The organism is Ectothiorhodospira haloalkaliphila ATCC 51935, from assembly GCF_000633935.1.
Taxonomy (GTDB): Bacteria; Pseudomonadota; Gammaproteobacteria; order Ectothiorhodospirales; family Ectothiorhodospiraceae; genus Ectothiorhodospira; species Ectothiorhodospira haloalkaliphila.
Genome location: NZ_KK214998.1, coordinates 1,190,518 through 1,203,056, shown reverse-complemented (window position 1 = coordinate 1,203,056; position 12,539 = coordinate 1,190,518). Strand labels below are relative to the sequence as shown.

The following is a 12,539-nucleotide window of genomic DNA, read 5'->3' as shown; positions in this document are numbered from 1 at the left end:
GTCGGACGGGAGCAAGACTTTCAGCTCGCCGACCACTTTCGCGGGTACAGCGAGCGCCGTTTTAGGAGGTGTCTGAGCCTGGCGGATTCGATGATCCGTTGCAGCGCTCCTCAGACAGAGCCGCAAAGTATAGCGCAATCACTGGAAAAATCACACCCGGGGGTCTTCCTGCCCGATCAAAATACGGTCATCGGGCGCGAAAGACCCCGTCAACTCAGTGAAAACGCTGTTTATTCCTCGCGGCGAAATCCTTTGGGCAGATCATGCGTTTCCGGGAGCCTGGAGACGATGTCCTGCAGTGCATCGGGGAGTATTTCTTCCACCACGGGATGATAAAAAGGCATCGCCAGCAGGTCCTGTGCCGTTTCTCCACGCTGGATGGCCCAGGCCAGTAAATGAGCCAGGTGTTCGCCGTGTGTGGCCATCAGCGACGCGCCTCGCAAGCGGCCGGTTTTTGCGTCGGCATGAAGATGAATCAGATTGCTCTGCGCGCCCAGGATGACCGAGCGGCCATTGCCGCTGCCATCGGCTGAACCCGTCACGATCTCGTCGGGGTCCATATCTTCCAGGCGCTCACCGATCACGGCGATGTCCGGATGGGTGAAGGCGATACTCAGTGGTGTCCGGCGGCGAAAACGGGTGATGCCCCGGGCTGCGTTGAAGCCGGCGATGGTGCCCTCGTCCCCTGCTTCATGTTGCAGGGGGCGGTGGCCGTTCACGTCGCCTGCCACGAATACGGGGAAATCCTGAACCTGCTGAGTGGCGGGATCGAAGCGCAGTTGACCCTTGTCGTCCAGTTCGAAGCCCGCTTCAGCCAGGTTGAGGGTGTCGGTGTTGGGGCGGCGACCCAGGGATGCCAGGATCATGTCCACCTTTTCCTGCCCCTGGGATGTCTTCATCAGGATCCCGTCTTCCTCCTTGCTCAATTCGGCGCTCTCGCCCAACCACAGGGGAAACTCCGCACTGAATTGCTCGATCACGCGCTGCCCCAGTTCCGGGTCGCTGATGCCTGCCGGCAGCCTGGCAATGTCGGAACCCACGACGCGCACCCCGAGGCGTGACAGGGCAAGGCCCATCTCCAGGCCGATGGCGCCGAGGCCCAGCACGCCCACCGAGTCGGGGATGTGTTTGACATCGAACAGGGTGTCGGTGGTCACGACCCGATCACTCATGGGCTCGAGCCACTCGGGTACTACGGGGCGGGAGCCATTGGCAATGACCACGGCCTGGGCGCGCACCACCTGGCGCTCACCGCCAGGGAGTTCCACTTCAAGCACGGTGGGTTCCACGAAGCGGGCCGGTCCCTCCAGCAGGTTTTCGCCCATGGCCTTGCGGGCGTTCTCCTCTGTTTTCCCGGCGAATCGGTCGCGCATGGCGCTGACCCGGGCCCAGGCCTTGTCCCTGTCCAGCGAGAGTTGCTCGATGCCCTGGGTGCCGTACTCCGCCATCTCCTGCCGTTGGTGCCATAGGTGGGCGGCGTGCAGCGCAACCTTCGAGGGCATGCAGCCAACCCGGGCGCAGGTGGTGCCCAGTGGGCCCGGGTCTATCATCGTCACCGACTTGCCGGCCATGCGAACCTGTTTCATGGCGAACAGGCCGGCGGTGCCTGCGCCGATGATGGCGACGTCGGTTTGAATATCCTGGGGCATGGATGCCTCCTTGGTTTCTTGTGTCTACCACTCAAAATAAGCGTTTGCTGATATTCGTGCAATACGTAACCCGGTCATGTGGCGTTCCCTGAGCAAGCAACCATCAATTCTGGGTGGGCGTGTCTATCCCTGGGGTGTCACTTTGGCAGTATGTCCATATCCGCAAGCAGCGAGGTCAGTGGCCCATGGTGCTGGGCATGCGGGCAGGAGAGCAAGCGGCGCATGCATGTGTAAACGCCGTTGAACAATGTTGGAAAGTTGCACTCTCAAAACTTGAGATCCGTGTGATTCGGGAATGATAAAAATATGAAAGTGTTTTCACTCTATGCCATAATCCGCCCGGCACACGGGAGCGTGTCTGGAGTGATCAAGGCGCCAGGCATGGACGACCGAGGATGAAAAAAGGCGCCCGGGCCCGATGGTCCGGGCGCTTGCGTTGAACATGTATTCAATAAGATTCTGGAGAGAAGAATGACCGAGCAGATGAAGAGCCCTCATGAGATGTCGTCTGAAGAACTCTTTGCGCTGGCGCGCCAGCGTGAAGAGCAAGAGGCTGCCGAGAAGGAAGAGGCCCGTCGTCAGGAGCGTGAGGCCCTGCGTGAGAAGCGCCGTGAATTGGTGAAGCAGCATCGTAAGGAACTGGCGGCGCTGGATCGGGAAATCAGAAAGCTGGGCGGTCGTGTCAGCGGTCGTGGCAATGGTGCTGGTCGCGCCGCTTCCGAAGCCGGCCCCAGTCAGGTGCTGTGCCAGATCGTGTCCAATCAAGGCGAGATGACCATCGGTGAGATTCGTGCTCAGGCGGAACAAGCCGGCCTGAACGTCAAGAACATCAGCCAGACGCTGGGCTACCTGAAGCGCCAGGGCAAGCTGGACTCACCGCGTCGCGGCGTTTATCGGGCCGCCTGAACGATCGATGGGTGGAGTCGGCGGGCCGGCCCAGGGGCGGCCCGCGATGCTTGACTTCGGGTGCAGCATTCGCTTTCCAGATGAGATAGAATGCGCGCCCACGAATGGCGACACCCATCAATTGACATGCACATGCGTTAGCAGGAGTGATATGTGAACCAAGCAGAAGCAGAAATACAGCTGAAAGTCTGGAAGGAACTTGCGGTCAGCAAGCAAGTACTGATGAAGGGCGCAACAGACGCCCTGGGTCTGGACCCGGATTGCAGTGCCGACGAACTCAAGGTTGCCCTGGATGTTGCCATCCAGAAGGGTAACGAAGCAGACCGCAAGATCAAGCAGACCAATGAGCAGGCCAAGGAAGCCATCGACGCCATGGAGAAGAAGGTGAAGGCCAGTGAAAAGGCCCAGAAGCAGGCGGAAGCCGCCCGCGCCGAGGCCCAGGCCAAGCTGGAAAGCGGGGAGCAGGACATGGCCGCCGAGCGTGTGGCCCACACCAAGGAAATGAAGGCCATCAAGGCCTCTCTGGTGGAAAAGGAAAAGGCCCTCAAGGCGATCAACAAGTCGCTGGCCGATACCCCCGAAAACGTGGTCAAGAAGCTCAAGCAGCTCAAGAAGCAAAAGAACGAAGAGTCGGACGCCCGCAAGCAGGTGGAGGCTCAGCTGAGCACTTTGCGCAAGGACAAGCGGGAAGCCGACGAAAAACTCACCCAGCTACAGGCAGTGCTGGAAAGCAGTGCAAAACTGGCCGAGCAGTATCGCGAGTTGCGCAAGGTGTCTGAATCCTTGATCGAGCAGGTCAAGGCCAGTGGTGAAGAGGCACCTGAACTGCCCGAGATGGATGAGCAGATGCTGGAGGCTGTGGAAGAGGCTGCTGAGGCCGCCAAAGCTTCCTGATCCCCGATACGTCTGTCTCCCCCTCCTGGAATCGCAACCTTGCCGTGGTGGTTCCCTGGTGCACGCATGCGTGTGGGATCTGGTGTGAACCCGGGGCGCTTTCGCCACGGGCGTCGTCTCTGACAGCGCCTGTGAGGGTCCCGGTGCCCACCGCTGCGTGTCATCTCGTCTGCACCCATCCCGCGTGTGCGCTGCGTCTTTCTTGACCCGGCTCAACATCCGGAGCGGTTTCGTTTTTCCTCCCGCTGGCCTGGGTCGCATAGTCGTGGCCTGCGGCCAGGATCGGGCGCGGGGGCAGGCTACCTCTCCCGACCCATGGTTCCGCAGGTTGATTGATGCCTGACGGCCGCGAGTGGCCGCCATATGGAAATCGACTGATGGTGAACGACTTGCCCGGTGATGAACTGGATGTGGACGAGCTCTGCATACTGAGTGGATTGCTCTCGCCGCCCACCCAGGAGACCGTTGATGCGCTGGAGGAAATGGCCAGGGGGTGGGCCTGGCTGTCACCCGCGGTCATGGAGATTCGTCATTTGGGGCTCCCGGCCTTGCGCCGGGAGTACGATCGCCTGTTGGTGACAGATGACTGCCCTGCCCGGGAGTCGGCCTGGAGTTCACAGGTTCTGGCGGGCGGAGGGGCGAATCTGGAGCGTCTGTATCGTCAGGCAGGGATCTCCCTGCAGGGGCGCGAGCCCGATTCCCTGGCCATGGAGCTCATCTACGCAGCCTGGTACCTGGAGCAGGATCTATCCAACGCCCCGGCGGGCTGGCGGGTGATCTGGCATCACCTCTCGGGTTGGGTGCCTCCCTTCGCCCGGTGTCTGCAGTCCCACGCCCAGGTGGAGCTCTACCGCGCCCTGGGGGCGCGCCTGGAGATGCTGTTCAGCGAGCGAAACACCCGGCATTGAGGGGGCTCGTGACCACCCTCACCCCAGCCCCTCTCCCGCCAGCGGGAGAGGGGTCATGGATCCAGCGCGCCCGAGGGGGGCGTTGCAGACCCTCACGCACATGTTGATGGGGGGTCATAGGATTGCCTTCACCCAATCTGCCAGTCCATCCAAGTCCGACGGCAATTCCCCGTCCTCCACCGCCGCAAACGACCAGATAGGTGTCTGCAGCCTGCGCTCCAGATCCTGCCGGTTGTCCATCCCCTCCGGACCCGGTCCGGCACAATCGTTGAGCACCACTCCGGCCAGGTGTAGCTGACGGCGCTTGATGGCCTCGGCGGTCAGCAGGATGTGATTGAGCACCCCCAACCGGTCGGGGGCCACCAACAGCACTGGCAGGCCCAGGCGCACGGCCAGGTCGGCATTGAGACCGTCCTCCGCCAGAGGTGACAGGAAGCCGCCAGCCCCTTCCACCAGTCGGAAGCCCGCCTCCCCCGGCGTGGGCTGGCAGGCGGATTCCAGTGCATCCAGCATGATCCGGGTGCGTGCCAGGCGCGCGGCCCGGTCCGGGGCCAGGGCATGGGCAAAGCGCCAGGGTGTGATCTGCTCCAGGCTGCCGCCTCCAGCGGCTTCCATGAGCCGCGCTCCATCTTCCGGCCACATGCCCCCCTTTTCTTCCCGGCAGCCCGATTCCACGGGCTTGCGGGGGATCACGTTCACACCACGAGCCCTCAGGGCCCGCAGGATGGCGCAGCCCACCACCGTCTTGCCCACGCCGGTATCGGTGCCGGTGATGAAAAGCCCTGTGCCGGACATGAGAGTGCTCATGGGTTAATGCCTCCTGGTTCTTTCCAGCCCAACGTCTGGACGTCAGTCCGCCAGTGTCTGCCCCGTCAGCCGTTCCAGGGCCTCCTGATAGCGGGCCGCCACCTGAGAGACCACCTCCTCGGGTAGCGCTGGGCCCGGGTCAGTCTTGTCCCAGTCCAGGGTTTCCAGATAATCGCGCAGATACTGCTTGTCGAAGGAGGGCGGGCTCATGCCGGGCGCGTAGGTGTCTGCCGGCCAGAAACGCGAGGAGTCGGGCGTCAGGGCCTCATCAATCAGGTGCAGCACGCCCTGCTCATCCAGGCCGAACTCGAATTTGGTATCGGCGATGATGATGCCGTGCTCCAGGGCGTAAGCGGCAGCCTCCTTGTAGAGGGTCAGGGCCGTGTCCCGAACCTGGGCAGCCACCTCGGGGCCCAGGGTGCGTTCCGTATGGGCGTAGTCCACGTTTTCGTCATGGGCCCCCACTTCCGCCTTGGTGGACGGGGTATAGATGGGCTCGGGAAGCCGATCGGCCATTGTCAGGCCGGGGGGCAGGGTGATGCCGCACACCGTGCCGTCGGCCTGGTAGCTCTTCCAGCCCGAGCCGATGAGATAGCCGCGCACCACCGCCTCCACGGGCAGGGCCTTGAGACGCTTCACCACCACGCTGCGCCCCTCCAGCGGCGCCCGCTCGGCGGCATCGGGAATCACATCCGCCAGGGTGAGATCGCACAACTGGTTGGGTACCACATGGGAGAGGCGGTCAAACCAGAACGCCGAGATCTGCGTCAGCACGCGGCCCTTGTCCGGGATGGGCGTGGGCAGGATCACATCGAAGGCCGACAAGCGGTCGGTGGTGACGATGAGCATGTGATGGTCGTCCACGGCGTAGATGTCACGCACCTTGCCCTTGTGGATCAGGGGCAGGGACGACACTTGGCTTTCAAACAGGGCAGGCATGGAGGTTTCGCGCAAAGTGGATCAGGCCCGCAGTGTACGACCTGCCGTGAGCGGATGCACCCGCAGGTGGCATCCGCATGGCTACCCCCGCCAATATCTTGTATCTTTGGAATTTTGTCTTTCAACTCCAACCCGGTTCCATTACCCTTCGCCGATGCCAAACCAATCCCCTATCGTGGGCGTGGTGATGGGCAGCCAGAGCGACTGGCCCGTCATGCAACACGCCGTCAATCAGCTGGACGCCTTCGGCGTGCCTCACGAGGCCCGCGTGGTCTCGGCCCACCGCACACCCGACCTGCTGTTCGAGTATGCGGAACAGGCTGCAGCGCGGGGCCTTCGCTGCATCATCGCCGGTGCCGGCGGTGCCGCCCACCTGCCGGGCATGCTGGCGGCCAAGACCACGGTGCCGGTCCTGGGCGTACCGGTGCCTTCCCGCTACCTGAAGGGGGAGGATTCCCTGCTCTCCATCGTACAGATGCCCAAGGGCATCCCGGTGGCCACCTTCGCCATCGGCGAGGCGGGGGCCGCCAACGCCGGGTTGTTTGCCGTTTCCATGCTGGCGAGCGATCACCCCGGGCTGGCCGAGCAACTGGCCCGCTTCCGCGCTGAGCAGCGCGACACGGTGCTGGCCATGCAACTGCCGCCGTCGTCATGATCCTGCCCGGTCACACCCTGGGGATGCTGGGCGGCGGCCAGTTGGGTCGCATGTTCACCGTGGCCGCGCGCACGCTGGGCTATCGGGTGATGGTGCTGGACCCTGATTCAGGCAGTCCTGCTGGCCGTATGGCCGATGACCATGTCCACGCCGCCTACGGGGATGGCTGGGCCCTGGATCAACTGGCGCAGCGTTGTGCCGCCATTACCACCGAGTTCGAGAACATCCCCGCCGATACCCTGCGACACCTGGCTGACAGGGTTCCCGTGCGCCCGGGTGCGGCGGCCCTGGAGCATACGCAGAACCGGGCCCGGGAGAAGCACATGATCCGCCGGGCCGGACTGGACACCGCCCCCTTCGAGGTGGTGGCATCGGCAGATCAGGTGGAAGCGGCCTTTCAGTCGGTGGGGGACCCGGCCATTCTCAAGCGTGCCGCCCTGGGCTATGACGGCAAGGGGCAAGTCTCCGTGGACAGCGCCGAGGCCTGCCGCCGGGCCTTTGAGCGCCTGGGGCGTGTGCCCTGTGTGCTGGAGCGCAAGCTGGACTTGGCCGTGGAGATTTCGGTGGTGCTCAGCCGTGGAAGCGATGGGGTGTGCCTGTGTTATCCGGTGGCCGAGAACATCCATCGGGGTGGCATCCTGCACATGAGCATCGTCCCTGCCCGGGTACCGGATGCCACGGTCCGCGAGGCCTGCGACGCCGCCATCGCCCTGGCCGTGGCACTGGATTATGTGGGCCTGATGGCCGTGGAATTCTTCATCACCACCGAGGGGCAGTTGCTGGTCAACGAGGTGGCGCCGCGCCCTCATAACAGTGGCCACTTCACCCTGGATGCGTGCATCACCTCCCAGTTCGAGCAGCAGGTCCGCGCGCTTTGCGGTCTGCCCTTTGGCGACACCCACCTGCTCTCACCGGTGGTGATGGTCAACCTGCTGGGGGATCTGTGGACGGACGGGGAGCCCGACTGGGGCATGCTGCTGTCCCATCCTCGCGCCAAATTGCACCTCTACGGCAAGGAGGAGGCCCGCCCGGGCCGCAAGATGGGACATTTCTGCGTACTGGACACCCACCAGGACCAGGCCATCGCTGATGCAGAGCGTCTGTTTGACGCGTTACCGGCCGTACGGGCCGACGATTAAATACCCGGGAGCCGGTCTTGGAACGCGCTGAATACATCCAGTCCCTGCGCCGGGACATCGCCTTCTCCGATACCCTGCGCGGGCATACCCTGCAGTATCGCACCACCTGGGGCCTGTTCTCCCCCCGCGGCATCGACGCCGGCACCCGCCTGCTGCTGGATCACATGGACGTCCAGGAGACCGACGACTGCTTTGATCTGGGCTGTGGTTATGGCCCCATCGGCCTCACCCTGGCCCGCCTGGCCCCCAAGGGGCAGACCCTGCTGGTGGACAAGGACTTCGTGGCCCTGGAGTACACCCGCACCAATGCCGCCCTCAACGGCATCACCAATGCCGAGGCCGTGCTCAGCAACGGCTTTTCCCATGCGGGGGATCGCCGCTTTCACGTGGTCACCTCCAACCTCCCGGCCAAGGTAGGCAAGGAGATGCTCTACCTCTACCTGTACGATGCCTTCGAGCACCTGCATCCGGGGGGGCGCATCTACGTGGTCACCATTACCGGCCTGCGCCGCTTCATTGAGCGTGCCTTCAAGGAAGTCTTCGGTAACTACGACAAGGTGAAGCAGGGCCGGGAATACACCGTGGCCATGGCCCGCAAGCCCGAGTGAGCCGAGACCATGCCTGTCCCGAGTATAAGACCGGGTTAATTTTCCCGGCGCCATAAGGTACATTGCCCAAACCACCGAGGAAGTCATACCGACATAACGAACGATACCATCGTCCCTGCGACGCGCCTGACCGGAGACCGGTATCACCTATAACGAGGCAAGACCCATGGCACAAGCCGATCTGATCGCACCGTCCATCCTGTCCGCCGACTTCGCCCGTCTGGGCGAAGAAGTGACCAACGTGCTGGCTGCCGGCGCTGACATCGTCCACTTCGATGTGATGGACAATCACTATGTCCCCAACCTCACCATCGGCCCGCTGGTCTGCGAGGCCCTGCGCAAGCATGGGGTCACCGCCCCCATCGACGTGCACTTGATGGTGAAGCCGGTGGACCGCATCATCCCGGACTTTGCCAAGGCGGGTGCCGATTACATCACCTTCCACCCGGAGGCCTCCGATCACATCGATCGCAGCCTGCAGTTGATCCGCTCCGAGGGCTGCAAGGCCGGTCTGGTGTTCAACCCCGCCACACCCCTGTCCTACCTGGACTACGTGATGGACAAGGTGGACATGATCCTGCTGATGTCCGTGAACCCCGGTTTCGGGGGGCAGAGCTTCATCCCCGCCACCCTGGACAAGCTGCGTGAGGCCCGCCGCCGCATCGACGAATCCGGTCTGGACATCCGCCTGGAGATCGACGGCGGCGTCAAGACCGACAACATCGCCGAGATCAAGGCCGCGGGCGCCGACACCTTTGTGGCAGGATCGGCCATCTTCGGCGCCGCCCGCAGCGAAGACCCCCATCATTACGACAGCATCATCAACAAGATGCGCGCGGAACTGGCCAAGGCCTGAGTGCGACCATGACCCTTCAAGCCCCCAAAATGATTCTCATCGACCTGGACGGCACCTTGGTGGATAGCGTGCCTGATCTGGCCTTCAGCGTGGATCGCATGATGGAGCGCCTGGATATGCCGGTGCGCGGCGAGGCCAAGGTGCGCAACTGGGTGGGCAACGGCGTCGAGCGCCTGGTCAAGCGGGCGCTCACCAACAACCTGGATGGCGAGCCGGAGCCGGCGCTTTATGAACGTGCCCTGGCGGCATTCACCGAGATCTACCGGGAGAACAACGCCAAGCGCAGTCACCTGTACCCCGGCGTCCGGGAGGGCCTGGAGGCCCTGGCCCGGGACGATGTGCGCATCGGCTGCGTCACCAACAAACCCGCCCGCTTCACGGCCCCCTTGTTGCGGGCCATGGATATCGACCGCTATTTCGAGGTGGTGGTGGCCGGCGACACCCTGCCGCAGAAGAAGCCGGACCCGGCCCCGCTGCTGTTCGCCGCAGAGCAGTTCGACGTGGACCCGGAGGATGCCCTGATGGTGGGGGATTCACGCAGCGACGTGACCGCCGCTCGTGCCGCCGGCTTCGCCATCGTCTGTGTCAGCTATGGCTACAACCATGGCGGCGATATCCGCGAACAGCGCCCCGACGCGGTGATCGACAGCCTCACCGAACTGCCCGACCTCATGGCCCGGACCGCCTGATGACGAAGCCCCGATGACCCCTGAACACTTCGACCACCTGATTTCCCAGGGCTATAACCGAATCCCGCTGGTGCGGGAGGTGCTGGCCGACCTGGACACCCCCTTGAGTGTCTACATGAAGCTGGCGGCCAAGCCCTATTCCTGTTTGCTGGAATCGGTGCAGGGGGGGGAGAAGTGGGGGCGTTATTCCTTCATTGGTCTGCCGGCCCGCAAGGTGGTGCGGGTGCAGGGCAAGGAGGTTCGGGTGGAAGAGGGCGGTGAGGTCACCGAGTCCCTGCGAGTGGATGATCCCTTGCAGTGGCTTGAGTCCTTCCAGGCCCGCTATCGAGTGCCGGATCTGCCAGATCTGCCCCGTTTCAGCGGTGGCCTCGTCGGCTATTTTGGTTACGACACCATTGGCTATATCGAGCCGCGCCTGGCCGACGGCGACAAGGCCGACCCGCTGGGGGTGCCCGACATCCTGCTCATGGTCTGCGACGAGGTGGTGGCCTACGATAACCTGGCCGGTCGGTTGTATCTGGTGGTCCATGCCGGTCCCGGCGAGCGGGAGGCGGGCGAGCGCCGACTGGATGCATTGCAGGCCGAATTGCGCCATGCCTCGGCCAGTCCCGGGGTGCCCGGAGGCACACGCCGGGTCCAGGAGTCGGATTTCGTGTCTGGCTTCACCGAGGCCGGTTTCAAGGAGGCGGTGGAGCGCTGCAAGCGCTACATCGTCGATGGCGACGTCATGCAGGTGGTGCTCTCCCAGCGCCTGTCCATCCCCTACACTGCCCGCCCGCTGGACCTCTACCGGGCCCTGCGCAGCCTCAACCCCTCGCCCTACATGTTCTACCTGGACCTGGGCGATCACCACGTGGTCGGCTCCTCGCCGGAGATCCTGGTGCGTCTGGAGGACGACGTGGTGACCGTGCGCCCCATCGCAGGCACCCGTCCCCGGGGCGAGGACGAGGCCGCCGACCGGGCCCTGGAACAGGATCTGCTGGCCGACCCCAAGGAACTGGCCGAGCACCTGATGCTCATCGACCTGGGTCGCAATGACGCGGGCCGTGTGTCCCAGATCGGCAGCGTGGCCCTCACCGAGCGCATGGTGGTGGAGCGCTATTCCCACGTGATGCACATCGTCTCCAACGTGACCGGGCGTCTGCGCCCGGGCCTGAGCGCCATGGACGTGCTGCGTGCCACCTTCCCGGCGGGCACCGTGAGCGGCGCCCCCAAGATCCGCGCCATGGAAATCATCCACGAACTGGAACCGGTGAAGCGGGGCATCTACTCCGGCTCGGTGGGCTACTGGTCCTGGCAGGGCAACATGGACTCGGCCATCGCCATCCGCACGGCGGTGATCAAGGATGAGACCCTGCACATCCAGGCCGGCGCCGGCATCGTCCACGACTCCCTCCCCGACAACGAATGGGCCGAGACCATGAACAAGGGCCGCGCCATCTTCCGCGCCGTGGCCATGGTGGAGGCCGGCCTGGAGGTCCAGTCCCGCTGACGGGCGCCGACCGACCAAGTGGCCGACCAAGTAGGCGACCAAGTAGCCGCCCCAGTCAGCGACTAACTCCCCAGATCAATCCGATCCCACTGGCCACGCAGCAGGCCCAGCGCCAGCGTCAGGTATTACCTGAGCTGGCGGGTGAGCAGGAAGCTCTCCCGCTCAGAGGCCGATTGTTGAACGGATACCGCAGCCGCAAAGCGGCCCCTTCCGGTGCACTCACCAGACAGTGTCGATGAGACCACTCTGGCGAAGGTTTGTGTCGGCTGTCACTAGCTGGGCGTTATGGATGATGGATGTGGCGGCTATGATCCGGTCGGCTGGATCGTTGTTGATGTTCGTCCCAAAGTTCACCGACAACTCGGCAATCTCCGGTGAGATGGGTATGACGGTGACATTGCGTGAATCGAGAAACAGGTTGACGAAGTTTGCCGCCGTGGTGGCCACTTCAACGCGAGAGCGCTTGATGAGCATCGATATTTCCCAAATGGAAATGTCGGAGATGATCAAGGCCCGGTTCTCGTCCGCTCTTGCAATCGCATGCTTGGCGTTGTCGGTCAACCTGTCCCGGTCCAGGGCGTCCCACACAATGGCGCAGGTGTCGAGAAGGATCACTGCATGACATCCCATTCAGCGCCTGTGGGGCTGGTGACATCATGAATCCTGGCGGTGGCAGCCAGCTCATCAAGGCGCCTCTTGGCCGATTCCCTTTTGTCCATGGGTGGGGTGATGGTCGCCAGCACCCGACCGTTCGTGGTGACGGTGATGTGTTCCCCCTTGCTGGCCTTTTCCATGTATGCCAGCAGGTTGGCTCTGAGGTCGCTGATACTGACGGTGTGCATGGATGCAAGCCTCTGTGATTGTACAATAAGCTTGTACAAGCTTAGGGCGAAAGCTGGGAAAACACCAGGGGCCTCCCAATGGTCTGCTGTTCAGGCCCCTTCCCAGGCGCGGGCTGGCCATGCATATTAGAGGCTTGGAACAGGTCACCCCGGGC

The 12,539-nt window shown here is 63.4% G+C and carries 14 protein-coding genes and 1 riboswitch; of the genes, 9 read left to right on the top strand and 5 right to left on the bottom strand.

Features of this window, described 5'->3' with window-relative positions; genetic code table 11:
• Positions 1-44: 44 nt before the first annotated feature.
• Positions 45-118, bottom strand: a riboswitch (S-adenosyl-L-homocysteine riboswitch).
• A gap of 112 nt (positions 119-230) precedes the next feature.
• A complete protein-coding gene (locus tag ECTHA_RS0113440) occupies positions 231-1,649 on the bottom strand; it encodes a dihydrolipoyl dehydrogenase (RefSeq protein ID WP_025282735.1) in 1,419 nt (472 codons plus the stop codon).
• A gap of 471 nt (positions 1,650-2,120) precedes the next feature.
• Here ECTHA_RS0113440 and ECTHA_RS0113435 point away from each other — a divergent pair, with 471 nt between their 5' ends.
• The 3 genes from ECTHA_RS0113435 (at position 2,121) to ECTHA_RS0113425 (ending at position 4,357) form a co-directional block, all read left to right on the top strand.
• Positions 2,121-2,555, top strand: a complete 435-nt coding sequence (locus ECTHA_RS0113435) for a hypothetical protein (protein WP_025282734.1) — start codon at positions 2,121-2,123, stop codon at positions 2,553-2,555.
• A gap of 153 nt (positions 2,556-2,708) precedes the next feature.
• Positions 2,709-3,449, top strand: coding sequence for a hypothetical protein (locus ECTHA_RS0113430; RefSeq protein ID WP_025282733.1), 741 nt, complete (start codon positions 2,709-2,711; stop codon positions 3,447-3,449).
• Between the two features lie 377 nt (positions 3,450-3,826).
• The gene (locus ECTHA_RS0113425) at positions 3,827-4,357 is read left to right on the top strand and encodes a TorD/DmsD family molecular chaperone (RefSeq protein ID WP_025282732.1); all 531 of its coding nucleotides are present in this window, start codon (positions 3,827-3,829) and stop codon (positions 4,355-4,357) included.
• Between the two features lie 114 nt (positions 4,358-4,471).
• Here the strand turns inward: ECTHA_RS0113425 and bioD are convergent, their stop codons facing one another.
• Complete coding sequence (gene bioD / locus ECTHA_RS18365; protein WP_025282731.1) at positions 4,472-5,164, bottom strand: dethiobiotin synthase; 693 nt, start codon at positions 5,162-5,164, stop codon at positions 4,472-4,474.
• Between the two features lie 42 nt (positions 5,165-5,206).
• Complete coding sequence (locus ECTHA_RS0113415) at positions 5,207-6,103, bottom strand: phosphoribosylaminoimidazolesuccinocarboxamide synthase (protein ID WP_025282730.1); 897 nt, start codon at positions 6,101-6,103, stop codon at positions 5,207-5,209.
• Between the two features lie 154 nt (positions 6,104-6,257).
• On the opposite strand from ECTHA_RS0113415, the gene purE reads away from it, so the two are divergent.
• The 6 genes from purE to trpE all read left to right on the top strand — a co-directional run bounded on the left by purE (position 6,258) and on the right by trpE (position 11,542).
• Complete coding sequence (purE, locus tag ECTHA_RS0113410; protein WP_029762660.1) at positions 6,258-6,758, top strand: 5-(carboxyamino)imidazole ribonucleotide mutase; 501 nt, start codon at positions 6,258-6,260, stop codon at positions 6,756-6,758.
• Positions 6,755-7,897 carry a 5-(carboxyamino)imidazole ribonucleotide synthase gene (locus ECTHA_RS0113405; protein ID WP_025282728.1) on the top strand — a complete coding sequence of 381 codons (1,143 nt, stop codon included), beginning with the start codon at positions 6,755-6,757 and terminating at the stop codon, positions 7,895-7,897. Before purE ends, ECTHA_RS0113405 begins: the two co-directional genes overlap by 4 nt.
• A gap of 17 nt (positions 7,898-7,914) precedes the next feature.
• The gene (locus ECTHA_RS0113400; RefSeq protein ID WP_026623804.1) at positions 7,915-8,505 is read left to right on the top strand and encodes a class I SAM-dependent methyltransferase; all 591 of its coding nucleotides are present in this window, start codon (positions 7,915-7,917) and stop codon (positions 8,503-8,505) included.
• Positions 8,506-8,671: 166 nt separating this feature from the next.
• A complete protein-coding gene (rpe, locus tag ECTHA_RS0113395; RefSeq protein WP_025282727.1) occupies positions 8,672-9,361 on the top strand; it encodes a ribulose-phosphate 3-epimerase in 690 nt (229 codons plus the stop codon).
• Positions 9,362-9,369: 8 nt separating this feature from the next.
• On the top strand, positions 9,370-10,050 hold the full coding sequence (locus ECTHA_RS0113390) for a phosphoglycolate phosphatase (protein ID WP_025282726.1): 681 nt from the start codon (positions 9,370-9,372) through the stop codon (positions 10,048-10,050).
• Positions 10,051-10,063: 13 nt separating this feature from the next.
• Positions 10,064-11,542, top strand: a complete 1,479-nt coding sequence (trpE, locus tag ECTHA_RS0113385) for an anthranilate synthase component I (RefSeq protein ID WP_025282725.1) — start codon at positions 10,064-10,066, stop codon at positions 11,540-11,542.
• 219 nt (positions 11,543-11,761) lie between these two features.
• Here the strand turns inward: trpE and ECTHA_RS0113380 are convergent, their stop codons facing one another.
• Positions 11,762-12,157, bottom strand: a complete 396-nt coding sequence (locus ECTHA_RS0113380) for a type II toxin-antitoxin system VapC family toxin (RefSeq protein ID WP_025282724.1) — start codon at positions 12,155-12,157, stop codon at positions 11,762-11,764.
• Positions 12,154-12,384 carry a type II toxin-antitoxin system Phd/YefM family antitoxin gene (locus ECTHA_RS0113375; protein ID WP_025282723.1) on the bottom strand — a complete coding sequence of 77 codons (231 nt, stop codon included), beginning with the start codon at positions 12,382-12,384 and terminating at the stop codon, positions 12,154-12,156. The genes ECTHA_RS0113380 and ECTHA_RS0113375 overlap by 4 nt, the downstream gene beginning before the upstream one ends.
• Between the last annotated feature and the right edge of the window lie 155 nt (positions 12,385-12,539).